This is a genomic window from Fluviicola taffensis DSM 16823 (assembly GCF_943372375.1).
Classification (GTDB): domain Bacteria; phylum Bacteroidota; class Bacteroidia; order Flavobacteriales_D; family Crocinitomicaceae; genus Fluviicola; species Fluviicola taffensis_A.
Map to the genome: position 1 here is coordinate 2501 of NZ_CALRYJ010000003.1, position 26383 is coordinate 28883.

18 protein-coding genes (1 of these 18 only partly in view) are annotated in these 26383 nt (G+C 40.4%); 7 read left to right on the forward strand and 11 right to left on the reverse strand.

The window, feature by feature from the left end; translation table 11 throughout:
• From AAG807_RS05830 to AAG807_RS05845, 4 genes are all read right to left on the reverse strand, one after another.
• Nucleotides 1-426, reverse strand: partial view of a hypothetical protein gene (locus AAG807_RS05830; RefSeq protein ID WP_341901549.1) — the 5' portion only. 168 nt of this gene lie to the left of the window's left edge; 426 of the gene's 594 nt are visible here — the first part of the coding sequence; its start codon is at nt 424-426; its stop codon lies beyond the left edge, outside the window.
• 22 nt (nt 427-448) lie between these two features.
• Nucleotides 449-2101, reverse strand: coding sequence for a peptide MFS transporter (locus tag AAG807_RS05835; protein WP_341901550.1), 1653 nt, complete (start codon nt 2099-2101; stop codon nt 449-451).
• A gap of 18 nt (nt 2102-2119) precedes the next feature.
• A complete protein-coding gene (locus tag AAG807_RS05840) occupies nt 2120-3841 on the reverse strand; it encodes a peptide MFS transporter (RefSeq protein WP_341901551.1) in 1722 nt (573 codons plus the stop codon).
• A gap of 128 nt (nt 3842-3969) precedes the next feature.
• Nucleotides 3970-5871, reverse strand: a complete 1902-nt coding sequence (locus tag AAG807_RS05845) for a peptide MFS transporter (RefSeq protein WP_341901552.1) — start codon at nt 5869-5871, stop codon at nt 3970-3972.
• Between the two features lie 90 nt (nt 5872-5961).
• Here AAG807_RS05845 and AAG807_RS05850 point away from each other — a divergent pair, with 90 nt between their 5' ends.
• The 4 genes from AAG807_RS05850 (at nt 5962) to AAG807_RS05865 (ending at nt 15036) form a co-directional block, all read left to right on the forward strand.
• Nucleotides 5962-6612, forward strand: coding sequence for a TatD family hydrolase (locus AAG807_RS05850; RefSeq protein ID WP_341901553.1), 651 nt, complete (start codon nt 5962-5964; stop codon nt 6610-6612).
• Nucleotides 6605-7342 (forward strand): tRNA threonylcarbamoyladenosine dehydratase, encoded by a 738-nt coding sequence (locus AAG807_RS05855; RefSeq protein WP_341901554.1) that lies wholly within the window; start codon nt 6605-6607, stop codon nt 7340-7342. The genes AAG807_RS05850 and AAG807_RS05855 overlap by 8 nt, the downstream gene beginning before the upstream one ends.
• A 48-nt stretch (nt 7343-7390) precedes the next feature.
• On the forward strand, nt 7391-9310 hold the full coding sequence (locus AAG807_RS05860; RefSeq protein WP_341901555.1) for a M1 family metallopeptidase: 1920 nt from the start codon (nt 7391-7393) through the stop codon (nt 9308-9310).
• A 179-nt stretch (nt 9311-9489) separates the two neighbouring features.
• A complete protein-coding gene (locus tag AAG807_RS05865; protein WP_341901556.1) occupies nt 9490-15036 on the forward strand; it encodes an MG2 domain-containing protein in 5547 nt (1848 codons plus the stop codon).
• A gap of 130 nt (nt 15037-15166) precedes the next feature.
• On the opposite strand, the gene AAG807_RS05870 is transcribed toward AAG807_RS05865, so the two are convergent.
• Entirely contained in the window at nt 15167-15460 is a 294-nt protein-coding gene (locus tag AAG807_RS05870) for a hypothetical protein (RefSeq protein ID WP_341901557.1), read from the reverse strand.
• Between the two features lie 14 nt (nt 15461-15474).
• Nucleotides 15475-15759, reverse strand: coding sequence for a hypothetical protein (locus tag AAG807_RS05875; RefSeq protein WP_341901558.1), 285 nt, complete (start codon nt 15757-15759; stop codon nt 15475-15477).
• A gap of 853 nt (nt 15760-16612) precedes the next feature.
• Here AAG807_RS05875 and AAG807_RS05880 point away from each other — a divergent pair.
• A complete protein-coding gene (locus tag AAG807_RS05880) occupies nt 16613-17077 on the forward strand; it encodes an Mpo1-like protein (RefSeq protein WP_341901559.1) in 465 nt (154 codons plus the stop codon).
• 114 nt (nt 17078-17191) lie between these two features.
• On the opposite strand, the gene AAG807_RS05885 is transcribed toward AAG807_RS05880, so the two are convergent.
• Nucleotides 17192-17935 (reverse strand): LytTR family DNA-binding domain-containing protein, encoded by a 744-nt coding sequence (locus tag AAG807_RS05885; protein ID WP_341901560.1) that lies wholly within the window; start codon nt 17933-17935, stop codon nt 17192-17194.
• Complete coding sequence (locus tag AAG807_RS05890) at nt 17936-20968, reverse strand: two-component regulator propeller domain-containing protein (RefSeq protein ID WP_341901561.1); 3033 nt, start codon at nt 20966-20968, stop codon at nt 17936-17938.
• A gap of 159 nt (nt 20969-21127) precedes the next feature.
• On the opposite strand from AAG807_RS05890, the gene pbpC reads away from it, so the two are divergent.
• Both pbpC and AAG807_RS05900 read left to right on the forward strand, forming a co-directional pair.
• Nucleotides 21128-23458: a penicillin-binding protein 1C gene (gene pbpC / locus AAG807_RS05895; protein WP_341901562.1), complete on the forward strand. Its 2331-nt coding sequence runs from the start codon at nt 21128-21130 to the stop codon at nt 23456-23458.
• A gap of 132 nt (nt 23459-23590) precedes the next feature.
• Nucleotides 23591-23896, forward strand: coding sequence for a hypothetical protein (locus tag AAG807_RS05900; protein WP_341901563.1), 306 nt, complete (start codon nt 23591-23593; stop codon nt 23894-23896).
• Here AAG807_RS05900 and AAG807_RS05905 read toward each other — a convergent pair.
• The 3 genes from AAG807_RS05905 to AAG807_RS05915 form a co-directional block, all read right to left on the reverse strand.
• A complete protein-coding gene (locus AAG807_RS05905) occupies nt 23858-24436 on the reverse strand; it encodes a transposase (protein ID WP_341901564.1) in 579 nt (192 codons plus the stop codon). The genes AAG807_RS05900 and AAG807_RS05905 overlap by 39 nt on opposite strands.
• A 128-nt stretch (nt 24437-24564) precedes the next feature.
• On the reverse strand, nt 24565-26019 hold the full coding sequence (locus AAG807_RS05910) for a hypothetical protein (protein WP_341901565.1): 1455 nt from the start codon (nt 26017-26019) through the stop codon (nt 24565-24567).
• A 3-nt stretch (nt 26020-26022) separates the two neighbouring features.
• Nucleotides 26023-26307: a hypothetical protein gene (locus tag AAG807_RS05915; RefSeq protein ID WP_341901566.1), complete on the reverse strand. Its 285-nt coding sequence runs from the start codon at nt 26305-26307 to the stop codon at nt 26023-26025.
• Nucleotides 26308-26383: the final 76 nt, after the last annotated feature.

The following is a 26383-nucleotide window of genomic DNA, read 5'->3' on the forward strand; positions in this document are numbered from 1 at the left end:
AAAGACAATCATCTTCCCTTTAAGGGATCTATAAGGTTCTTTATATACTGTCAAAATCTGAAACAAAGCATAAGATAACATCTCTTCGGCATTTAATTCTTCGCGAGTGGTATCATCAAATTTCAAATCTGCCAACAATTTTCCCATTCGCTTTTCCAAAACCTTCTTTTCACCTTTTGGCATATACCTATATATAGGACTCACTTCATCCAGATAATAACGATGATTCACATTGAATTTGATAGAATCCAGGGAAAGCTTTTCCCTTATCGCTCTTCTCAACCAGATACGAAGTGAAATAGTTGTTAGCAGAATCAATACAACTCCAACAATCTTTGCAGGCAGAATCATTCCCTGATTCAGTAAAATCGGAATCGACACCAGTAGAATGATAATAGGAATTAAAAGCGCAAGAAAACGTTTCATATTATAAAGACTGTATTGAATTTTATTTCTTCTGCTCCCTGAATACTTTCAATAACCAAGGAAGTAAAACGATTAGTATAAGCGTTGCTCCCATCATCAGATAGAAATTCAACATGAAGAAAGACGATTTGTCATCGTACTGATCCCAAAGTGAAGCAATCACTCCGCTTAATTTATTTCCAATGGATGTGGAAATGAACCACGCCCCCATCAATAATGCCGTCAATCTGGCTGGTGCTAATTTTGAGACCATCGATAATCCAATGGGAGACAAACACAATTCACCAACGGTTATTACTCCATAAGCACCGAAGAACCACCAGTAACTCGATTTCATTTCTCCATTCATGGAAGCATTTGCAGCCTGAACCATCACTAAACAGGATAATCCTGTAATGAATAAACCCAAAACAAACTTGATCGGAATGGAAGGTTCCAGTTTTCTCAATCGAAGAAACCTAAAAATCCCTACAATTAAAGGTGTCAGTACAATGACCCAAAACGGATTTACTGATTGAAAGATATTGGTATTAAAAACAACTACCTGATCTTTTTCCTTCAATTCCGGAGTTCTTTCGTAGTTTTTAAAATAACTCGGATATTGAATTGCTTCCTCCTCACCCACTTTTCTAAAGTGCTTATCCAAAACCGGAGTTGGCTCGTCGGATTTTTTGTAATCGATCACATCTGCCAGATACATACTTTTCAATCCATTCTTCATGGAATTTGGCACATCCCGATTCGTATAGTTATTCGCCCAGGTGGTCAGCACCGTTCCATTCTGTTTAAAAATGGCCCAAAAAGGAATAACCGCTATGCATACAACCAGAATTGCGCTTACTACACGACGTTCGTTTTTAGGGGAAGTAAACAAGACATACCCAAAAAAGAAGATCACCGGAATACAGGCAAAAAGGAATGCATCCGTCACATCATCCTTCACCAAAAACGAATGTTCATTTGTTTCCGAGGGCACACCATTAATAAAGTAACCAATAACTGCAAACAAGATTGCAGGAACCACAACTATCATTAAATCGATCCACCAAGGTTTTTCTCCCGGAACGGATACTTTCTTCACATCCCCGCCCGTGTAGTGCTTGTTACCTAAAAGGAACACCACAACTCCAACAAACATTCCGATACCGGCACCAACAAAAGCTATCGAATATCCGTATTTGTTAATCAGAAAAGCCGATACGATATTACAAGCGAAAGCCCCTATGTTAATCCCCATATAAAAGAGGTTATATCCTTCGTCTTTTTGATCCCGGTGCTCGTCATTATTATATAGGTTACCCAAAAGGGTGGAAATATTCGGTTTGAACAATCCATTTCCCGCAATAACCAAAATCATTCCTGAATACAACATGGAAAAAGAATGAACTCCCATCATGCAATAACCGACTCCCATCAGGATTCCACCGATGACAATCGGAAGCCGGTAGCCCAACACGCGATCTGCAAGCAAACCTCCAATGAAAGGTGTAAAGAACACGAGTGCGATGAATGTTCCGTATAAACTTGCCGATTCGGCCTCCGTCATTTCAAACCCTTGATTTGCATCTTTCAAGTACAAGGTGAAAATTCCGATCATCAGGTAATAACCGAAACGTTCCCACATTTCGGATAAGAAGAGGTAAGGAAGTGCTTTGGGGTGTTTACGTTGTTTCATTGATTTTCTCTTATTCTATTATTTTACACCACCCATCTGTTTCTTCAAGATAGGTGAAATCAAGATCAGTACAACTCCGGAAATAACCGAGATGATACCAATGGTCTGGTATCCTTCCGTGTATTGCATCAATTTTTCCGTATTTGTCAAATTCTTGTCTGATCCACCGCCTGAAGCTAATGCCGCACCAATCAGTCCTGCACCATATTGACCATAAGCACTTGCCAAGAACCACGTTCCCATCATCATACCGGTCAATCGTTTCGGAGAGAGTTTTGTAATCATCGACAATCCAATTGGGGAAAGGCATAATTCACCCAAACTAACTACTAAATACGCAAAAACGAAGATCCACAATGGAGTCAACCCATTTGAATCTGCAGAAAACCGACTGGATGCAAAAATCAAGAATCCAAGTCCCAGAATGGCGAATCCTAAACCGAATTTCACACTTGTATTTGGTTCCGCTCTTCTTTTATTCAACCAAACCCACAAAAACCCAACTAATGGAGCCAATAAAACTACCCAAAGTGAATTCAAGGAATTATTCACCGAAGTCATATTCAGTCCATGACTGGAAACATTTCCAACTGCAAAATAGTTCAGTGACCCTCCCCCCTGCTCAAAGAAAGACCAGAATAATGCTGAAAATATAATGAGTACCACAGCAACCAATAACTTTCCGAATTCTTCCTTTTTCACTTTTGTAAGTACAAAAGCCAAATACCCTAAAATTACGGCAGCCAAAACGATCATGAACAAATCACTGAATTGAACCAGATATGGAATCAGTTTTCCATCCTCCAATTTAACCGACCCCATTAAAAAGGTGAAATCAATATCAAATGGATAATAAACCATCAGAAAGAAGAATGGAATCATTAGAAGCGAAGCCAAATAAACGGTCAGATTTTTAGATAAACCCAATTTATTCTTCTCCACCAATTTTTCAGGGAAAGGAGGCATACCAATTGGTCCCAACGTTTTTTGAGTTTTCAGGAACAAAGCAAGTCCCAGGAGCATACAAACACCAGCCAAAGCAAATCCTAAAGACCAGCTTACAGAAGTTCCAATGTATGCAATTGTCAATCCGCTCAATAAAGCCCCGATATTGATTCCCGAATAGAACAAAGAGAATCCCGAATCTCTTCGAGGGTCATTATCCTTATACAAATCGCCCACCATAGTAGAGATATTCGGTTTGAAAAATCCATTACCTACAATGAGAATACTTACCCCGAGATAAAAAGTGAATGCCCCGGGAACCGCCATTAGAAAAGTTCCTAAAGCCATTAAAACACCACCCCAAAAGACCGATTTCCTAAACCCGAAGATTTTATCTGCAAACATCCCTCCCACAAATGCCATAGCATAAATAAAAGCTTGAATGAGACCATATTGTTTACTAGATGAACTTTCAGCCGCATCCCTATTTTTTTGTTGGGAAGTCTCAATATAATAGCGCGGATGATCTTTAGTCAACTCTTCTTTATTATTCTTTAAAAATTCTGTTTTCTTGGCCTCCATTTCCCCTTTGGAAATCGGATTGTAATCACTCGTTAAGATCAGGTGAGAAATGTACATGGCCAAAAGTGCCCGCATTCCATAGAATGTAAAACGTTCCCACATCTCCACCAGGAAAAGGTACCACAGTTGTTTCGGGTACTTGCCCTTGAAATTCCGAATATTTTCTAATGCTGCCGCATCCGTTGGATTTAGATCCTTTTCTACCAAACTCATAAATCTGCTTTGTTAACGAATCGTAAAAATGATAAATTAAATCGGATGATTGATGAAATAAAGGGCACAAAAAAAATCCCCTGCATTATTTTGCAAGGGATTTCAAATTATTTGTTCTAGACGCAAGACTATCGAACGCCGTGCATCATTTTTTTCAATGTCGGAATCAACAAGAACAGAATCAATGAAGCTACTCCAGTCAAAACAACGAAAACCATAAAGAATTCAAAAAGTCCATGAATCGTGAATCCTACAAATGTCGGGTAACTTACCGTAATCAGTTGCTTATCTCGAATCGTGTTGTATTCCGCAGCAGTAAAGGTCGTATCTGAAACCTGATGCTTATCCACAAATGGCAATTTCTTTTTCGCAGCTAGCTCTCTTTCCGTTTTGATTTCTGCAGCTGTCTTGATTTTCTTAGCAATATCGATATGGTTTGCTTTTGCTTTCTTAGCGTCCACACTAGCGATATTCAATTTAGCAAGGGCGAATAATTCTTCTCCGTTAGCCACTTTCTTTTTATCCAAGATGGAACCTAGATCCACATTTACCGATTGTGCCGCTTGGAACTTATCTCCAGTCGGTGGCAAAATGGAACCCAATGAACCTGACAATGCGTATCCTGCAGCATTTGACAAGAAGAAAACTCCGAACAATAAAGACGAAAAACGTTTTGGAGACAATTTGCCTACCAGGGAAAGTCCGATTGGTGATAAACACAACTCTGCAAATGTTTGGATCAGGTACAATAAGATCAACCATTTAACTGCCAACAATCCTGAGTTACCCAAATCTTTCACGTTGTAAGCAATGATAAAGTAACTTACCGCAATCAATAACAATCCGATAGCTTGTTTAGCAGGAGAAATCGGCTCTCTTCCTTTTGCTCTCAATTTATCCCATAGGATACTGAATGGTAATGCAAATGCAAATACGAATACCCCATTGAATACCTGAACCATGGAGGCTGGCATTTCCCATCCGAAGATATGGCGATCGGTTTGGTTACTCGCAATAAACGTCAACGACGAACCGGCTTGCTCAAACGCTGCCCAAAAGAAAATAATAAAGAATGCAACGATATAGATTACAAGGATTCGTTGTAGCTCAACCTTAGTCAATGATTTATCAGAAATGATCAATAGTGCAAGGGTAATCCCTGCCGAATAAATAATCGGATAGATCAATGTTTTAATAAAGTTGTCACCATCTAATAAATAGCGGAAAGTAAAGAACAAAGCAACGAATACAACAACTGAAAGCAATAAATTCATTTTTGAGAAAACAGCCTTTTGAGCCTCCCCTTCTTCGTAATCAGAATCATCGTTTTTAGATGGCAATCCTCCTAAAGGTTTCCCTTCCGGAGTGACAACATATTTGTTTTTCAAGAAGTAAAACACCATTGTTCCGATCAACATTGCGATGGAAGCAGCAAGGAATCCCCATTTGAATGCAAATACGTTTTGTACACCTCCAACTTTCACATCTCCAACGATCGGACAAATTGTTTGTCCTAAAAATGCTCCAAGGTTGATACCCATGTAGAAAATAGTAAATGCAGTATCCAACTTGCTTTTCTCTTGTTTTGGATACAAACTTCCAACCATACTTGAAATGTTCGGCTTAAAGAATCCATTTCCGAAAACGATAACTCCTAAGGCAGTCCACATTAATGTGTTTGCAAGACCGAGGTTCGACGGGAATACGGTAGCACTGAAGAACAATAACGCCTGTCCGGCAGCCATCATAAATCCTCCGATCATGATACAGTTTCTATTTCCTAAAAAGCGATCCGCAATGAAACCTCCCAACATTGGTGTCAAATAACAAAGTCCCAAGAATCCTCCATAAAGCAATGAAGCATCTTCTTCCTTCATCATTAACGAGTTCACAAGAAACAAAGTCAGAATTGCACGCATACCATAGAAGTTGAAACGTTCCCACATTTCAGTTCCGAATAGCACCCATAAACCTTTAGGATGCCCCTTCTTAGCTTGCGTACCCTCTACAAAATCAATATTATTTTCCATTTTAATTCCTTTTTTGAAGTGGGTGAAAATAGACAAAAAATAGTTGATTGATTCAGATTGTTTTAATTTTAACGCATCGATTAACGCTTAATGTCTGATTTAGAGAACCTTTTCGATTCACACACACACAATTTTGATACAAAAAATCGTGGAATTGTTCAATTATCCAAATCCTCCTTTGATCAATTGCCTGCCTTTTTTTCATTTGGAATTCACCCGAAAGAAAGCGAAACAGATTTATTGGAAATAGCAAAAATTTGCGAAGAACTTAGTCTCAAACAAGGCTTCCTGGCAATCGGGGAAATCGGTCTCGACAATCGGTACAATAATTTCGCGGAACAGGAAGAACGCTATGTCTTTCAGCTGAAACTTGCTGCAAGGTTCAATAAACCGGTCATTCTGCATTGTGTGAACTCCTGGGACAGATGTCGTTTCCTGCATGAAAAGAATGCTCCGGCAACGACACTCATTTATCACGGATTCAATAAAGCTTCCATTATCGGACATGTTTTGGATTATCCCAAAAGTGTTATCAGTATCGGAGAATCCATTTTATCAAATCCACAACTTCAAACGGCTATTAAACTGATTCCTTTAGATCGACTGCTGCTTGAAACAGATACTGGCAAAGGAGAATTGATTGACACCTATCGCATGGTCGCTGAGATAAAAAGCCTATCTTTGCACTCCCTAATCGAACAACTAAATCAAAACGCAAAACGAATTTTTAAGTATGAGTAAGTGGTTGGAGCGTACAGAGTTGATTCTTGGACCGAAAGAAATGGACCGTTTGAAATCAGCTCATGTACTCATTGTTGGACTCGGAGGAATCGGATCCTTTGCAGGAGAATTTATTGCCCGTGCAGGAGTTGGAACCATGACCATTGTAGATGGTGACGTTTTCGACATAACCAACAAAAATCGTCAATTGACAGCTTTGGATTCCACGATCGGAAAAAACAAAGCTGTTGTATTAGGAGAACGGATCAAGGATATCAATCCGGATATTCAATTAAATATTGTAGAGGAATTTGTGCTTCCTGAGCGTGCCTGGGAATTATTGGACCAATACAAACCCGATTACGTCATGGACTGTATCGATAGTGTCACTCCGAAACTGGAATGGATCATCGCATGCAAAAGCAGAAAAATCAAAGTGATCACGCATCTGGGAGCCGGAGGAAAAATTGATCCAAGCCGTGTTCATGTTGCGAAACTACCGGATAGTCATAATTGCAAATTAGGGGCACATATTAAAAAGAGACTCAAGAAAAAGAATGTGGGTTTTGAAAAAATTAAATGTGTTTATTCTTCCGAATTACAACTAAAAGATTCATTGAAAATGACCGATGGAGCCAACTACAAACGCTCATTTTACGGGACTGTCAGCTACATGCCGGCATTATTTGGGTTACTGGGTGCAGCGGAAGTGATTCGCTACCTGACTAAAAAAGATGAAAATCCAAACTAGGATGAAGTTCAAAGAAAAAAGTATATTCGCAAACCTCAAACTGAAAAAATGAAATTAAAATACCTGTTCAGCATTGCTGTACTAACTCTCTTTGTATCTAGTTGTGGCAATGACCCAGACCCATTGGACAAGGATCAATCCATCAATGGAGCAGTTGCTGGTAAGGATGCGCATTCTTACTCCAACACAGATGAGATTCGGACAAAACACCTGGATTTGGAAATCGATGTTGACTTCGATAAGAAAACCATCTATGGAGTTGCTCGTCACCGCATGGAGCGATTAAAAGATACGGATACCGCAGTTTTTGACATCAATGGACCTGAAATTCAAAAGGTGACTTTAGGAAAAAAGGGACAGGAAAAAGAAACGGATTTCATTATCGGGTCGATGCAGGAATTCATTGGTCAGCCTTTGAGCATCAAGATCGACAAGAAAACGGAATACATCAATATCTACTACAAGACCACTGAAAATGCCGGTGCTTTGGATTGGATGGATCCTGAATTGACAGAAGGAAAAGAACATCCTTATTTATATACTCAAGGTCAGGCGATTTTAACACGCACTTGGATTCCGGTTCAAGGAACACCAGCAAACAGAATCACTTATAGTGCTGATGTGACAGTTCCATCTGAGTTAATGGCAGTCATGAGCGCGTCCAATCCTCAGGTGAAAAATCCGGAAGGAAAATACCATTTCGAAATGAAACAACCGATTCCGGTTTACCTGATTGCATTGGCAGTTGGTAATCTGGAATTTAAAAGCCTGGGAGAAAACTGTGGTATTTACACAGAGCCGGAAATGATCGACAAAGCTGTTTGGGAATTTGCAGATCTTCCAAAATTGATTGGTGCTGCTGAGAGTTTATACGGACCATATCAATGGGAACGATACGATGTGATTGTCTTGCCTTATTCTTTCCCTTTCGGAGGAATGGAAAATCCACGTTTAACCTTTGCTAATCCAACCTTGATTGCAGGTGACAGAAGTGCTGTATCAGTAATTGCACACGAGTTAGCTCACTCCTGGTCAGGAAACCTGGTTACCAATGCAAGTTGGAATGACTTCTGGCTGAACGAAGGCTTTACGGTTTATTTTGAGAATCGGATCATGGAGGAACTTTATGGAAAAGAGGTTGCCGACATGCTTGCTTTAATTGAATTCCAGGAACTTCAAACAGAAATGGAAGATTTGGATGAAGAAGACACTCATTTGAAATTAAAACTATCCAAAAGAAATCCGGATGATGGAATGACCTCCATTGCCTATGTAAAAGGCGCTTTCCTATTGAAAACATTGGAGCGCGATTACGGAAGACAACGTTTTGATGCATTCCTGAAAAGCTATTTCAAGGATCACGCTTTCAAAACATTAACAACGGAGCAATTCAAGAAGTACCTAGAAGATAATTTGATCAATAAAACAGATATCAAATTCAATGTAGACGAATGGTTATACAAACCGGGATTGCCGAAAAACTGTTATGCGGTAAGTTCTCCAAGATTTGAGAAAATCCAAGATTTAGCGCGTGAGTTTGCAAAAGGAAAAGATATCTTTAAAAAACCGGCGAAGAAAAAAGGAAAAAAACAACTTCCTGCTTTGAGCCGCGATCAATATGTTCCACAGGAATGGCAAGCATTTATCCGCGCCCTACCTAAAAAAATGGATCCGGAACGTTTGGCGATCATCGATGAAAAATTACACTTCAATAATTGGGGAAATGCGGAAGTAGCAACGGAATGGTACGTCCTAGGAATCAATTCCAACTACACGGAAATCCGTCCGGATATTGACCGTTTCATATCAAAAGTAGGTCGAAGAAAATTCCTATTACCAATCTATACTGCATTGAATAACAATCCAAAAAGTAAAGATTGGGGAATGAATGTTTACAAACGCGTAAGAAACAATTATCATCCCGTTTCAATCATGACATTGGATGATTTGTTGGGATATAAGCCGTAATTATTTATAATTCATAAAAACAGTCGGGGCGGAAAATTTTCCGCCCCGACTGTTTTATACCAGATCAAATAATCCCCTTTCAACCACGAATAATCAAAAGGTGTCCTCGACTCCTAAAACGACCTCTTTTCTTCTTTTTTAAGCATTCATCTTTGACATAACAACAAACAACAACAGTTATGTCACGCTTCATTATTCTTCTATCCCTTGCTACGAGTATTCTGGCTACCATCTTCGCTTGCTCTGGCAATAAAGTCATTTCCGTGGATCCCAAATTCAGGAAATGGGTTTCAGGATACACTTCCGGTATCATTTCCAATTCCGATCATATCGAGATTGAGCTTCGGAATCAATTGGATTCGACTAAACTCATTGAATTGGGAATGAAAACCCGTATGGACGAAAAAATCCTGAAGGAAATCGTTGAGATCAGCCCGGAAATCGATGCCGATATCCAATGGGTTGATTTCAGAACCATTCAGATTGTTCCTAAAAAACCCTTGAACTCCAATCAGATCTATACGGTGAGTCTGGACCTGGACGAAATTATGGAAGTCGAAAACGGATATGAAGAATTCAATTTTCAGTTTGCAACCAAACCTCAAAAGATTGATGTGACCGATCCAAGTTTGGTCGAATACGATTCATATAACCTGGAATGGTACTCCTTGCGTGGAAATATCGTCATGACTGATCATTTTGATACGACTAAGTTGAAAGAACTACTCTCTGTCAAGCTAGGAGGTGAGAAGCAAAAAGTTCATTTCGAACAGAACTACGGTGAAAACGATTTTGTATACATCGTTGACAGTATCAAACGCTCAACAAAAGAAAATACGGTAACCGTTGAGTGGAACGGCGATGCCATTTCCTCTTTCTCCAATGGTTCCACCAGCATCAAAGTACCTGCCTTGGGTGACTTTGATTTGAGTTCTCACAATGTAAGCGATGAAGACGATCAAAGCATTCGTCTGACCTTTTCGGAGCCATTGTCCACCAACCAAGATTTAAATGGTCTCATCGATTTGGAAGGCGTGACTGGTGAAACTTTTTCAATCTACTACAATGAAGTCACTGTCTTCATTCCCAACCGCATTGAAGGAAATTACAAACTGAAAATCAATCCGGGAATCAGGAACATCAAAAACTATCCGATGCTAAAAGGAACGGAGCGCACCCTTCAATTTTCAGCGTCCAAACCGAAGGTTCGAATTGTTGGAAGCGGCTCCATCCTACCCGACTCAAAGGGATTGATCTTTCCGTTCGAAACGATCGGTTTGAAATCCGTAACGGTTCGAATCATCAAGATTTACGAAGAAAATATCCATCATTTCCTCCAAGTGAATGAATTGAATGACTCCGAAGCTATCTTCCGATTTGGAAAGAAAATTGCAGAAAAGAATATTTCCCTGGGAGTTAAAAAGGAAGACAAAAGTGATTGGGCTTCCCACGTCCTGGATTTGGAAAAATGGATTCGACCGGAACCGGGAGCAATTTACCGCATCTCCATTAAATTCGGACAAAAAGATGCTTACTGCGATTGTGAGGCAGCCTCCACAGAAGAAAATGCAGAAACTGCAACCACCGAAGAATCCAGAGAAGAATGGAGCGAACGACCTTGGCATTTGGATGATTGGGATGATGGTTATGAAGATTGGGGCGGCTACAGTTCCGAATCTCCCTGCAGTTCAGATTACTATTATGGAAAAGCGGTTTCCCGAAACATCCTTGCGTCAAATATCGGTGTGATCTATAAACTCGATGCTAAAAAAGAAGCCCATGTTTTCCTAACAGACATGATCACCACACAGCCCATTCCAAATGCATCCGTAACATTTTATGATTTTGCAAAGCAGGTCATTGCTTCCGGAACAACCAATTCAGAAGGGATGTACACGAAAAAACTGTCCGAAAAACCATTCTTATTGATAGCAAAGAATGGAAAACAGCGCGGATATTTGAAAGTGAGCGATGGACATTCGAATACGCTTTCGGAATTTGATGTAGAAGGTGAAGAAGTCCAGAACGGTTTGAAAGGCTATATCTATGCGGAACGTGGAGTTTGGAGACCCGGAGATTCGATTTACGTGAACTTTGTATTGCGTGATTATGAAAACAAACTTCCTTTAAATCACCCGGTGAAATTCACTTTAACAGATCCTTCCGGTTATGAATCAAGCAAAATAACCAGATCACAAGGAGTTAACGGACATTATGATTTCCGGACTTCCACACGCTTTGATGCCAAAACCGGAATCTACACCGCACGAGTAATGGTTGGATCGCGTGAGTTTATCAAGTATTTGAAAGTGGAAACCGTGAAACCGAATCGCTTGAAATTGAAATTGACCGTTCCTAAAAGTTCCGATAGCTTATTGCAACTGGAATCTTATTGGCTCCACGGCGCACCGGCAAAAAACCTGCGCGCAACAGTGGACGTCGAATATCAATCTACTAAAACCATCATTCCGGGATTCAAGGGTTTTGAATTCGATTCTCCGATTCGCAAGATCAACTCCGACAAGAACACCTTGTTTGATGACGATTTGGATGCAAATGGAAAGGCTTCATTCAAGCAAGAAGTTTCCTCTTTATCTCAAGCTTCCGGAATGTTGAATGCCATTTATACCATGCGTGTGTTTGAACAGGGAGGAAACTTTTCAATCGACCGATTCTCACAACTCTACTCGCCATACAAGCAATACGTCGGATTTAGAACTCCTGACCTAGAAGCTGACAACTCTTTGATTTCCGGAAAGAAACACACATTCGATGTCGTAATGGTGAATGCTGCCGGAACAATTTTGAAAAAACCATCGAAAATCCGTGTGAAAATTTACCGCATGGAATGGAGATGGTGGTATGAAAGTGGCGACGATGATTTAGGAAACTTCATGGCTCGAAACGGCACCATGTTGGTCTACGATTCCTTGTTAAATTCTTCCGATGGAAAAACTGCTTTCAAATTCGGTTTGGGCGCTACGGATTACGGACGATTTTTGGTCACTGTAACGGATGAAGAAGGCTTTCATCAATCCGGAAAAATCATTTCCATCGATATTCCTTATTGGAGTCGTGGAAACCAGAAGAACAACGAATATGCTTCCATGCTGAACTTTTCCACGGATAAGAAAAGTTATGTAAAAGGTGAAGTCGTGAAATTGAGCATTCCATCACCTGCTTCCGGAAAAGCCTTGATTTCTGTGGAAACACGCACGAAAATCGTGAAGAAATTTTGGGTGAATACTACCAAAGGCGAGACAACCTGTTCATTCGAAACAACGGAAGAGATGGCTCCGAATGCTTATGTGCATGTCAGTCTGATTCAGCCACACAGCGCCACAACCAACGATCTACCTATCCGTATGTATGGAATTGTTCCAATCACAGTGGATGATCCGGCAACGCATCTTCACCCGGAAATCAGTGTTGCAAAAGAATGGAGACCCGAATCAACCGCTAAAGTAACTGTGAAAGAAGAATTCGGAAAAGGAATGACTTATACCTTGGCAATCGTCGATGAAGGATTACTCGATCTGACACGTTTCAATACGCCCAATCCGTGGAATACATTCTATGCAAAAGAGGCGCTCGGAATTAAAACCTGGGATATGTACGATGCGGTGATCGGGGCTTATTCCGGAAAATTGAACCGCTTGTTAAGCATCGGTGGAGACGGCTCGGCAGACGATGGTGCCGGTCCGAAAGCAAACCGATTCAAACCCATGGTTTATTTCTTAGGTCCATTTGTTCTCCCTGCCGGTGCTTCCAAAACACATCAGATCGAATTACCGACTTACATCGGATCCGTGCGGGTCATGGTTGTAGCGCACTCTGCAACAGCATTTGGAAATGCAGAAGAAACCGTAACGATTAAAAAACCTTTGATGGTATTGGGAACTCTACCACGTGTAATCGGACCAAGTGAAACAATCCAATTGCCGGTTGATGTCTTCGCAATGAAAGATAACATCAAAAATGTGGATGTTCAGGTGACTTGCAATGACCTTTTGGTTGTAAACGGGGCTAAAAATCAGGGAATCAAATTTGCAGCAGAAGGGGATCAAATCGTGAATTTCGAACTGAAGGTTGCCAACAAACTTGGAATTGCGAAAATCAAGATCTTTGCAAAATCAGGAGCAGAAACGGCAACCCAGGAATTTGAAGTCGATGTCCGCAGTCCGAATCCGCTTGTACTCGAAAGTGAAACCAAGGTAATCGATCCGGGTTCTTCGGTCAGCTTTATCATGGAGCAAGATGGAATTACCGGCTCTCACTCCTATTCTTTGGAAACAAGTGTCTTTAGCTCCATCAATTTAAGTGGTCGAATGAGTGATTTGATCAATTATCCGCACGGATGCATCGAACAAACCACTTCTGCCGTATTTCCACAACTCTTTGCCATGGATGTGATGCAATTCAACGAAAAAGAAAAAAAGGAGTTGGTTTCCAATATCAAGGCAGCATTGATCAAGTATCAAAGCTTTCAACAATACGAAGGTGGTTTTGCTTACTGGCCGGGAAATCGTGAAGCAAGTGATTGGGGATCCAATTATGCCGGGCATTTCATGATTGAAGCAGAACAGCATGGATTTACCTTACCCTCAAATTTGAAATCGCGTTGGTTGGAATACCAGAAAAATCAAGCAAACAACTGGACTCCGGATTCTTATTCCAGTTATTCCATTCATGCGGAAGAATCCGATCAATTAATTCAGGCTTATCGCTTATACACCTTGGCATTGGCCGGAAAACCGGAACTTGGCGCCATGAACCGTTTGAAAGAAAATTCCAAATTGGGAGTTACCGCTAAATGGAGATTGGCTGCAGCTTATTATTTAGCCGGTCAGAAAGACTTGGCGAAACAAATGACACGCAATTTAAGTTTCGTTCCCGCTTCTTACCGTGAATACGCTTATTCCTACGGTTCCACATTGCGAGATAAGGCTATGAACCTAGAAGCCGGTCTCATGATCGATTCGAAATCAACCGACCAGGTGGAGAAGGAAATTGCGGATGTGTTGAAATCAAATCAATGGTTGAGTACACAGGAAGCGGGTTACTGTATTTTGGCTTTGACTAGCGGAAAAACCAAGAACAGCGGAGCACTCCAATTTGAAATCAATTCGGAAAAAGTAACCGCTACCAAATGCTTGATGACAAAAAATTATACAGAAGCAGATGGTACCAAATTGAAACGATTGTCCGTTAAAAACACTTCTTCCAAGAAATTGTACGTGACTTTCTGCACCAAAAAAGTTCCGCAAATCGGTAAAGAGAAAAAGGTTCGAAGCAACTTGGAAATGACAATCGCTTATACCAATTTATCCGGTGTTTCAATCGATCCTTCTAAAATCATGCAAGGAACGGATTTCATTATGGAAGTGAAATTGAAGAATCCGACCAAAGATCAGTTTTATCGTGAAATGGCATTGAATCAGATTATGCCAAGCGGTTGGGAAATTCATAACGCGCGTTTGTATGACGAAGAAAGCACACCGAATATCGATTATCAGGATTATAGAGACGACCGAGTGTATAGCTATTTCAAACTCGCTCCGAATGAAACCAAGATCTTCAAGATCCAGCTCAACGCCTCGTATCTAGGAAGATTCTACTTGCCGGCAGTATTTACAGAAGCGATGTACGATCATTCGGTGAATGCGCAAGAAAAAGGCAGATGGGTCGAAGTGACTAAAATTGTGAAACAACCAAAATCATCCTAATAATTAATAGCTAAAAGGCTGTCCGGAATTTGGACAGCCTTTTAGTCAAATCTCACTTTTCCTCCTACTTTTTTCCAAGGCAAAAGAATGAGCATTGCTCATGAAGACGAAGTATGACTTTCTCAAAAAGTCAAATACTGAGGTAAGTAGGCAAAAATGCCTTTTCCCGATTACAGCATTCAAGCAGCCTTCCGTTTCGGGCCGATTCACGGAAAGAAGGGATCAGGATCCCAAATGACAAGCACTTTCCGGTATCGGCAACCGAAACGGAAGGCTTTTTTCTTCGACCGAACGGCTTGAAGGACGGGTGATGATTTTCAAACGGAGTTGAGATCTTCGTGTCGCGTAATCGGGATGATGAACGCGGCTTGAAATGCTTCAAATAAGCAGTAATTTTCGTTACGAAAGGGATTGGTTCCCACATGTAATTTGTCAGAGCTAAAGATTTGCGATCAACAAACCGTAAATCTTCAAAGCTAATCTGCTTTTTTCGCCTTTTATCTGAAGGTCTAAGTACTGAACTTGTTTGATTAAATCAAAATACTTTTTGTAAAGTTCCTCCGTCCTATTTTCTTTCCGGATTCCAATAAGGACAAAAACGACTTGTGATGTATCTGTCAAATAATCACTCGCCTCAATTCCGATATGCTGTAAGGTGAATATCAGTTTAGAGTTTGTAATCTCATTCTCTATTAAAGTCAAAATTTGTCTTCTTTTGCCCATGATCATTCGATGTTTTCTAATTCTTGTTTTATACAAAAATGTAAGGAAGACATTGAATAATTGCAATTTTAGATGTTTTAAGGATTTGAGGTATTTATCTGTGTATCTCAAATACATAATCTCTTTGATCAACAAAGCAGAAGTTGCGCGTAAAACAGGTTTAAGTACAAAACGTCTAAGTGAATTAAGCCTGAACGAAAGCACAAAATTAAAAGCCAGTGAACTTTATTTGATTGCCTTAGGTTTCCCCAGCAGAACTTTTAGAAGAAATGTGCGGTGACTTGAAGTTGATCGATTAGTCAATGAACATTTTATGAATCCTGAATCAGTTTATAAATAAGGATCACAGGTGATAGACAACCTTTTCTGGTAGAAAATCAGAATGAAATTAAAACATCAAATAACTAATAATCAATTAATTAAATTTAAATCTGTTCGTATCTTTGCGAACACGCGAATTCTAAAATTCTGAAATTCTATGTTTCCAGGTTTGAAATATCGAAACAGCGGACTCATGCCCAATTACACGACCAGAATATCTCCAAGAAAACAAAAAATCATTACCCGTACTTCCGAATATTCGCAGGAGTGCTAACCAGCCGATGCAGTTACCAATCCCGGAAAGTGCTAATCCTGTAGTGTTTGCAAAACTACTACAGGATTGCATTTTGAATCCTGATTCCGTCTTTCCATGGATTGGTCGGCAGCGGTTGGTTGGCTGAGGGCTGTAATTGGGCAAAGGCGTTTTTGCCTACTTTTTGGGTCTTGGCAAAAAGTAGGAATGAAAAAGAGGATGTCAATTTATCATTGCAAAAAACCGACTTATTTCGTAACTTGTTTTCAAAACACATCCATGAAAACGCTCGAAGAATGGTTTGCAGAATATGCTGTCAGTCACCAAAACAGAACCAACAAGAAAATTCATTATATCTGTGTTCCGGCTATTTTCTTTTCGGTGGTGGGATTGTTAATGAGTATTCCCAATCGGGGATTGATCAGCTTGGTGCATTCGGATAACTTTCTTTATGTCAATTGGGCGGTCGCTGCACTTATTCTCGTGATCTACTTTTACCTGCGCTTATCACTTCGGATGGCATTTTACATCTTGATTTTCGCCACATTATGCGTAATTGGAAACTTCTATTTGGCGAAAATTGGTTCCTTGTGGCTTATTTCCCTGACCATTTTCGCAGTAGCTTGGGTCGGACAATTCTACGGACACAAACTAGAAGGAAAGAAACCTTCGTTCTTTAAAGATTTGCAGTTTTTACTGATCGGTCCCGCATGGATTTTGGATAATTGGTTTAGCAGAAAATAACGGGGTTTCGACTACGCTCAACCACCTTATTTTCATTAAAAATCATAATCAAAAGGACACTGAATGCTTGCGCAATAGCTACAGCATAGGCGCAGCGGAGTCGAAGTGACCTTTCTAAAGTTGTTCCAACATCTTCACCACATCTGCGCGTTTTCTGGTCGAAACAGGAATCATTTTTCCATCCGACATAATCAGATGTCCTCCTTCCACCTTCACAAATTCCTGAATCATTTTGGTATTCACCAAATGCGATTGATGTACCCGGAAGAAACCCAATTCTCCCAAAATATCCTCGAAATCCTTCAAGGTTCTTGAAACAACTATCCGCTTGGAATTGGTAAAAAAGAACTCCGTATAATTGACATTACTTTCACAACGGATAATATCTGCAATTTGTACAATGTGAATCTTATCCTGCGCATGCAAAGCCAAGCGTTCCTGTACTTTATTGCTTTGTTTCAAGGATTCATTCAACAACCGATAATTGTCTTGCTCGTTGTGATTGTGATTCCGGAATTTCTTCAAGGCTTCAATTAATTCGTCCGGATCAACCGGTTTCAACAAATAATCAATCGCCGCATAACGAAAAGCCTTGATTGCATGAGCGTCACTTGCTGTGATAAAAATGATTTTGAACGGAATTTCCGGCAAAATATCCAACAGGTCGAAACCGGAACCATCCTGCATTTGAATGTCGAGGAATAAAATATCAATCTTCGTATGCTTCAAGAGCTTGGCTCCTTCTACCACTCCGGAAGCTTCACCCACCACTTCAATATCCGGCGCATACACTTCCAAATCCTTTCTAAAGGTAATTCGTGCCTGTTCGATATCATCAATAATTACAGCTTTGATCATTTACAAGGGTATAAAAAGTTGAACTTCCGTTCCGATAACAGTTCCGTCATCGTCATACAAATCTACCATTTTGACTTTATGTCCGTTCGAATTGGTACTCAACAAATCCAATCTTTCTTTCGTCACGTTAAAGCCGCGTGAAACATGTTGCGGTTCATTACTCGCCTGCTGAATTTTTCCTGCAGCTTCCCGTCCAATTCCGTTATCGCGAATAATGCAAGTAATTCCATCGTTTTCTTCCCGGAACCAGCAGGTAATCTTTCCAGTTCGCGAATCACTCGCATCGTATTTGAATCCGTGCTTGATGGCATTTTCCACAAACGGTTGAATGAGCATAGGCGGAATTTGGATGAAACTCAACTCCGTTTCCAAATCCACTACAATTTCGTATTCGAAGCGATTTCCATTGCAAAACTGCTCGATCAACAGGTAATTTTCCAAGGTAGAGATCTCTTCTTCCAAGGAGATGGTCGTATTTCTCGAGTTATCCAGGATTTGGCGCATCAATCGGGAAAACTTCGCCAGATAGTAGCGCGCTTTTGTTTCATTTTCAGTCCCAATCAAACCTTGGATTGAATTCAAGGCATTGAAAATAAAATGTGGATTCATTTGCAAACGCAGGGCTTTTTGTTCCAATTCTAAGAGATTCCGGGCAAATTCAGCTTCCTTCTGAGCCTGTTTCGCCTTTCTTCGAATGCGGGAAGTTTGAATCCGGATAATGAACCAAATCAGCAATCCACCGGCTATCAATTCCAATAAAATAAACCAAGTCGTCTTCCAAAAAGGAGTGGATATCGTAAACGAAAACCGTTCCGGATTGGGATTGATGAATCCGTCTTCGTTGCGTGACCGCAATAAAAAAGTGTACTTTCCGGGCGACATATTGGAATAAACGATCCGTTGCTCTTTTGTCCAAGGCGACCAACGATTTTCAAACCCACTCATTTTCCAGGAATATTCAACTCCTTCCGGATTCTTCAGATTAATCCCTTTAAACAAGAAGCTCAGATGATTTTGATCAAAGGGCAAATGAAGGGTTTTATAACTGCTCCACGGCAAAATCACATCACTGTATTTGGTTTTCGAAAGTGATTCATAGAACAGCTGAACATCCAGAATACTGAGTATCGGTGCTGTCCGATTGACCTGTAGGTTGGACAAATTGTAGCAACTTGCTCCATTGATGGTTCCAAACCAAATTTTCCCGTCCTCGTCTTTCCAAACACTATTCTGGCAGGTTTCAACACCCAAAAAACCATCACTTTTCCCGTAATGTTTGATACTCTTGATTTGATTCGTCTCATTCAAATCCAAGATGTCCAATCCCGATTCGGAACCCACAATGAGATTCTGATTCGCATCAAAAACCATGAGATATACATTCGAAGAATGCATTCCCGATTCAATGCTGATTTTCTTGAGCACTTTCAGTTTCGGACCATAGTCGATACAATTGATTCCCGCACCGGCAGTTCCAACCCAAATCCTGCCTTTCGAATCTTCAATGATTGTCCGAACTGCATCTGCACTCAATCCGGAATCTTTGGTTAGAATTTTGGTGCTTCGAGTTTGCGGATTGTAGCAAGCTAAACCGGCCGATTCTGCTCCATACCAAATCAAGCCTCTCGAATCCACAAAAACAGACGTCAAACGCATGTGCAAAAGACCTTCATCAAATGAAACACGTTCAATTTTCTTCCCTTGCTCCGAAATACAAATCAAACCGGAACCAGATGTCGCCACCCAAATTCGACCTTGCTTGTCCTTAGCCATCTGCCGAACATAGTATTTCCGGGTTTCATCCAACCAGGAAAAACCGCCTGCCGACAGCATTCCGATCCCTTGACCTTCCGTTCCGAAATACATCAAACTATCATCGTCTTCTATAATTGCCTTTACCTTAATCGCTTCAAACCCGTTTTGGACATTTAACTGACTAAAGACTCCGTTTTCGTAGACACTCACTCCATTTTGAGAAGTCCCGAACCATAACTTATTGCTTCGATCCCGGTAAATGGAATAAATGAAATTTCCTCCCAAACCGGCAGAAACAGAATAATGCGAAAACAACTTTCCGGCAAATTGAGACACTCCACCTCCGGAAGTCCCAATCCACAAATCACCCCAATTGTCTTTGATAATGGAACGGACATGGTTATTCCCTAATCCGTTTTTCTCGCTGTAATTGGTGAATTCCTTCGTTCGTTGGTCGTATTGAATCAATCCGGCATTCAATGTAGCTATCCAACAGACATTCGCTTCATCGAAGAAAATGTCGAAGACCGTTTGTTTATATAGTTCATGGTTCAAATCTACCCGATAGTAGTCTTTCCGATTGTAAACATAGGCTCCATCACCGTAAGTTCCAATCCAGATTTTCCCATTTTGATCTTCACTCAGGCACGTAATTGCATTTCGCATCACCCGCGCTTTCTTTCCATGATTGATCAAAATACGCTTGCCCCCTTTTTGTTCAGAGGAAAGAAGCCCTGTTCCGGTTCCCATCCAAATGATTCCTTTCGAATCCACAAAAATGGCATTGATTGTTCCTTCGTCAATTCCCAATATCCGGTTCATGGAAACCAAAGAATCACCTTTCACATTAAAAACTCCGTGATTGGTCGCGACCCACAATTTTTCCTCTGCATCCAACGCCAAACTGAAAACGGCAAAATGATTCCCATACTTTGGGTGTCTGTAGGTTTTAATCTTTTTTCCATTGTAAGATGAAAGCCCGTCATTGGTTCCAATCCATAAAATATGTTTCCGATCTTCTTTTAAGGAATAGATGTAGTTGTTTACCAATCCTTGTCTGTCGGTAAAGGATTCGAAATTCTGCCCGTCAAAGCGAGACAATCCCCCACCTCGTGTTCCGAACCACAAATAGCCTTTATGATCTTGAATCACACTATAAACCTGAGACTGACCCAATCCATTTTCCACTGAAAAATTCCGAAAACTAGCCAATTGGGAAAATCCCTGATTCACCAAAAGCAGTAAAAAGAAGAAAAGTAATCCGTGTTTTTTTTGCATCAATCCGCTCAAATCTTGTCTGGTTGAAATTAGCAAAAGTCTGTAAACATTCGCTGTTTAAATAATCAAAAAGAACCCGCACTTTTCATTCCGATTGCTACGAATAATAAAGTGCTATTTATTGTTCCGTCCCAGCCTATTACTTTCAGTAAAAAAACGATGAGAGAGAAACTTTTTTGGTGGAGAGAACAATGGCGCTGGAAAAAGCGATTCATCAAACGTATTCTCTTTTATTCTTTTCTGATCTGGTATATTCAAGCATTGCCTTCCGACTTATTCAATGATCCTTACTCGACCGTTTTGGTGGGTAAAAATGGTAAATTATTAGGGGCTCATATTGCTAAAGATGGTCAATGGCGCTTTCCACCAAGTAATAAAACTCCTCATAAAATTGCCGTTTGTCTGGTCACATTTGAGGACAAAAACTTCTATTATCATCCGGGAGCAAGCGTGAAAGGAATTTGCCGCGCATTTTATCAAAACATCACGCGTGGAAAAATTGTTAGCGGAGGAAGTACCATTACCCAGCAAGTGATCCGGTTGATGCGAAAAAATCCTTCCCGAACTTATTCCGAAAAGATGCACGAAATCATTCTCGCAACCCGTTTGGAGTTCAGTTATTCAAAAGAGGAAATTTTGAATCTCTATACAGCAAATGCTCCATTTGGAAACAATGTAGTTGGCATCGATGCTGCTTCCTGGAGGTATTTTGGTCGTGCACCGGAAAATTTAAGTTGGGCAGAAAGTGCAACCTTAGCTGTTCTCCCCAATGCTCCGGGATTAATCTATCCGGGGAAAAATCATCAGAGTTTGCTAAAAAAACGGAACCGTTTATTGAAAATGCTTTACGAACAAGGTGAAATAGACAAACTGAATTATTACCTGGCCTTGGAAGAGCCGCTTCCGGACAAACCACTTCCACTTCCTCAAGAAGCTCCACATTTATTGCAACGCTGCATTCAACACGGACAAAAAGAGCAATTGATCCAATCAACGATCGATGAAGAAATCCAAACAATGGTCAATAATGAAACGGAACAATATGCACTGAGAATGAATGAATCCGGTGTTTTTAATGCTGCTGTACTGATTACGTCTGTGGAAACCGGAGAAGTGGTCGCTTATAAAGGAAACTTGAATCACACCGATGACAATCACGCGTTTGATGTAGATTGCATTCAATCATCGAGAAGTACCGGAAGTATTTTAAAACCCTTACTCTATGCGAAATCATTGGAATCGGGATTAATCACTCCAAAGCAATTACTTTGTGATTTCCCCTCGCGATTCGGAACATTTGCTCCCAATAATTTCAATCGTCAGTTTTCCGGAGCAATTCCAGCCAATAAAGCCTTGTCGAAAAGTTTGAATATCCCGATGGTTTTTCTTTTGCGCGAATATGGTCAGGCAAAATTCCACAATGATCTGAAACAATTCGGTTTCCGGCACATGAATAAACATGCCAGCCATTATGGATTATCCTTGATCCTAGGCGGTGCTGAAGCATCTGTTTGGGAAATCAATTCCTGTTACAACTCCATGGCTCAGCATCTCCAGAATTCAGATCTGGCAAAAATCCATTATACCGGAACAGCCGAAAAAGCGCCGAAATTAAATCTAAATAAAGCTTGTATTTACTCCACTTTTGATGCTCTGATAGATGTTAACAGACCGGATGAAGAGAATAATTGGCGTGCTTTCGAATCTTCACAGAAAATCTCCTGGAAAACAGGAACCAGCTTTGGGTTCAGAGATGCTTGGGCGGTTGGTGTTACTCCAAAATATGTGGTTTCAGTTTGGGTTGGGAATGCCGATGGAGAAGGAAGACCCGGTTTAACAGGAGTGAAAGCTGCTGCACCCTTACTTTTCTCCATTTTCCGGAACCTGGAATCACCACGAAGATGGTTTCAGAAACCTATCAATCAACTAACCCACGCGGAAATTTGTAATGAAAGTGGTCAGATTTCGAATCGCTATTGTGAACAAACTCATTTTGAATATATTCCGAAAAGCTGTCTGATAAGTAAGAGCTGTAGCTACCATCAATTGGTTCATTTGAATCAAAAAGGAACATTCCGGGTAAACGCAGATTGTGAAAGCACCAGTATAATGATTCACAAATCCTGGTTTATTTTGCCTCCGAGCATGGAAAAATATTATGTGCAGCAGAACCCGAATTATCATACGGTTCCACCTTTTGATCCCAAATGCACTTCGAATAAACCTGAAAACATCATGAGTTTCATCTATCCGAAGCGACAAACTAAAATCTATATTCCACGAGAATTGAGTGGTTTGAGGGGAAAGGTTATTTTCGAGGTTGCTCACACGAGGCAAAACAGTACACTGTATTGGCACATTGATGATGAATTTGTCGGAACTACCTCCGATATCCATCAAATTTCTGTTCAACCCGAAAAAGGTAAGCACAAAGTAACTGTGGTAGATGAAACCGGGGTCGTTTTAGCAGAATTGTTTGAGGTTCTTTGATTTTTCACTTGCCAAAAACGACTGTTTAATCCATGAAAGATACAGTTAAGATTTTTTAAGGATTTTCATTACAACTATCCCCTTTTTGTTGCGTTAATTGAATAAGAAACAACACACAAAACTTTGTCACTCATGAATACTTCAACAATCAATCAATTGGAAACTTACAAAGCTATCGAAGCTGTTTGTGTCAAAAACCATTCAAATTGGACTGATGTGAAAGAATTTCGCGGTGCTTTTTCAAGATTTGCATTGAAGGTGGCGCAATTAGATCTTCTCTCAGAGAATGCTGGTTCTTCATTGAGTCCGCGTTTAGAGAATCTAATCAAAGAGATTGAACAAATTTTGAAAGTTCATTTTGATCGTTATTTCGACTATTTACAGCAAAAAAACAGCGAATTATACCAAATATACAATCACATTCGGAGAAGCAATTAATTGGTTTTTATCTATTAGATTTTGTAGCGCAGGGTTGTTAGGTAAACCATGCTTCTTCCGATTATTTCGAATATAATTGATGGTGTTTAGTAATTGATCCGAATTACGAATCACTTTACAATGGTACTTCTGAGTCCAAAAAGGAATCGATTTATCCTTTAATGTTCTCGGTTCGTATTTTCCTCGTGTCGCGTCAAGGGGATTAATCCCCTTGGCCGCGCGATGCGCGTTACACGCACGAGCAGTTCTCCCCTTTATGCGATGCATAATCTTCGGAACCTCATCTTCTTCGCAACAAATCAATAAATGCATGTGATCCCGACAAAGATTCAATGCAATAATTGCGAAATCCAATTCATTAGACAACCGAAAAATCTCCGAGGCAATAATTGTTTCTTCTTCCATACTCATGTAATAAACCTCAGGATAAGGAAGTGTTCCATGAAACCTTCTTTCTCGAGCTTTATAGATTAGCATTCTATTAGACGTTCGGCTATCGTGCAGGTTAGTTGTTAGATGAAAATAAGCTTGATGATTCATACAAGAACAATTACTTTCTTATATAAGCTAAGAAAAAAGTTGATTTGAAACAAACCAGTTCGCAAAAAATGGCACAAAAAAAGAGTCCACCGTGGCGGACTCTTCCTCATATCTATTTTTCAGATTCTTTACTGTTGCATCAGCTGAACCAGTTTAATACGCTCAACACCTCCATTGTAACCAATAGTTTCCAAAATGTAAACCCCGTCTGGCAGAACCATACTTGAAAAGGTCGATTTAATATCCAAATCTTCACCATTAGCTTCCTTGATCAAACTTCCACTCTGATTATAAATACGCATTGTTTTAATTCTCAACGCATCCAGACTGAAATTGCAAACCGTCATATCAAAAGTTGTTTTTTCACCATTCAAATCTACTTCAGTTAAACGATAGTAGTTTGCTCCAACTACCGGTTGGTTGTCATAGAAAAAGTAATCTGTTGGTGTAGTGCTTTCCCCTTGTGCCTTAGATTGGACCAATGGAAAAAAGTTAGATCCATCCTCGCTCTTCTCCAGAATAAAATAATCACTGTTTTTCTCTGTAAGGGTTGTCCAGGCAACAGCCAATGAACGTTCATCTTGCTTGCAAAAGAAATCTTTTAATTCTACAGACAAGGGAGTACAGTTCAATGAAGCACCACCTGTCAAGTTCCAATCCAGGGTAAATCCGGCAGCTGTCGGTGACCACTGATTTACCATGAGGTAAAAGACTTGTCCTGCCGTAACCGCCAAGGTACTAACCCATGCATCTCCGGCTACATCCTCAGATGCATCAGCGGCACCATTGCCAAGTCCGGTATTACCAGAGTTAGCTGCATAAGAACAACGAATCGGACTTCCTAAAGCTCCACATGCAGCTCCCGGACCGTAAAGCGCAAAATCATAGTCATCCGCATTATTCGTCGGATCTATTATCAGACCAAGCGTTCCGGAATTTGCAACCTGAAATTTATACCAGCTGGAATATACTTCACCACCGGCGCCAGTACATCCAACGCAAGACTCTGATGCCAATCCCGGACCAGATACGGTTGAAGAGAATGGCGAGTCAGCACAAATCTGAACAGCATTCACACAATCCTGGTTCGATGTTCCTGTTGGACCGCCCGCACAAGCTACACACGAAAGTGTTGCTGCCCAGCCGCCCAACTGGACACTACCATCAGTGGTGTGACGAAAGGTTAAACAACCACTTGCTGATGTCGAAGTAATGGTCCCGGGAGAGGTTGTACAATTATTATACAACGCGGGTGAATTTTGCGCCGGTCCATTCAAAACCTGCAAATAATCACAGCAACTGCTAGGACCAGAACAAAGGAAATAAGTATCATTCATACTAAATGCAGTGAAAGTTGCTCTCACGCACATTCCTGCCGTACTTGGACAAAACGTACGATAAATGGCGTTAATATTTGCAGCATAATTCCCTCCGGCACCACCATTGTCATAGTAAGTCCCGGAACAGGTATTCACCATACATGCACCGGCATAAGTACTTGCAATACCTGTAGTAGGATGCGTATAGGTTTGAGCCAGCAACATACCCGGTGCCAGCATCAAAATGATAAAGAAAATTTTCATAATCTAGTGCTTGTTTTGTTGACACTTGACATCCGAATACAGCACGATGGTGTAGTTACTCGCAGGATCAAAGATCTCTACATCCACTTCACGGGCGCGATGAGCAGTAAGTTCAACGTACGGAATCAGTAATAGACGATTGTTATCTGGTTGCGGAACATCCTTGACCTCATATTCAACACCCAATAATTGTTGAACCGGATATTCTAAAGGAATTTGTTCTTTACTCGTTTGTGCTTTTGCTTGGAGAGAACAAATGGATAGTAGTATAAATGCCAATGTTTTCATACGCATTATTAAGTTGTAGTTCCGGTCAAAATTACTCAATTGACTTGATATGAACTACTTAAATGGCAATTATTTT

Coding starts and splice junctions, on each gene's coding strand:
- AAG807_RS05835 (WP_341901550.1), bottom strand. CDS start 2,101: ATGAAACAACGTAAACACCCCAAAGCACTTCCTTACCTCTTCTTATCC.
- AAG807_RS05840 (WP_341901551.1), bottom strand. CDS start 3,841: ATGAGTTTGGTAGAAAAGGATCTAAATCCAACGGATGCGGCAGCATTA.
- AAG807_RS05845 (WP_341901552.1), bottom strand. CDS start 5,871: ATGGAAAATAATATTGATTTTGTAGAGGGTACGCAAGCTAAGAAGGGG.
- AAG807_RS05850 (WP_341901553.1), top strand. CDS start 5,962: ATGTCTGATTTAGAGAACCTTTTCGATTCACACACACACAATTTTGAT.
- AAG807_RS05855 (WP_341901554.1), top strand. CDS start 6,605: ATGAGTAAGTGGTTGGAGCGTACAGAGTTGATTCTTGGACCGAAAGAA.
- AAG807_RS05860 (WP_341901555.1), top strand. CDS start 7,391: ATGAAATTAAAATACCTGTTCAGCATTGCTGTACTAACTCTCTTTGTA.
- AAG807_RS05865 (WP_341901556.1), top strand. CDS start 9,490: ATGTCACGCTTCATTATTCTTCTATCCCTTGCTACGAGTATTCTGGCT.
- AAG807_RS05870 (WP_341901557.1), bottom strand. CDS start 15,460: ATGTGGGAACCAATCCCTTTCGTAACGAAAATTACTGCTTATTTGAAG.
- AAG807_RS05875 (WP_341901558.1), bottom strand. CDS start 15,759: ATGGGCAAAAGAAGACAAATTTTGACTTTAATAGAGAATGAGATTACA.
- AAG807_RS05880 (WP_341901559.1), top strand. CDS start 16,613: ATGAAAACGCTCGAAGAATGGTTTGCAGAATATGCTGTCAGTCACCAA.
- AAG807_RS05885 (WP_341901560.1), bottom strand. CDS start 17,935: ATGATCAAAGCTGTAATTATTGATGATATCGAACAGGCACGAATTACC.
- AAG807_RS05890 (WP_341901561.1), bottom strand. CDS start 20,968: ATGCAAAAAAAACACGGATTACTTTTCTTCTTTTTACTGCTTTTGGTG.
- pbpC (WP_341901562.1), top strand. CDS start 21,128: ATGAGAGAGAAACTTTTTTGGTGGAGAGAACAATGGCGCTGGAAAAAG.
- AAG807_RS05900 (WP_341901563.1), top strand. CDS start 23,591: ATGAATACTTCAACAATCAATCAATTGGAAACTTACAAAGCTATCGAA.
- AAG807_RS05905 (WP_341901564.1), bottom strand. CDS start 24,436: ATGAATCATCAAGCTTATTTTCATCTAACAACTAACCTGCACGATAGC.
- AAG807_RS05910 (WP_341901565.1), bottom strand. CDS start 26,019: ATGAAAATTTTCTTTATCATTTTGATGCTGGCACCGGGTATGTTGCTG.
- AAG807_RS05915 (WP_341901566.1), bottom strand. CDS start 26,307: ATGAAAACATTGGCATTTATACTACTATCCATTTGTTCTCTCCAAGCA.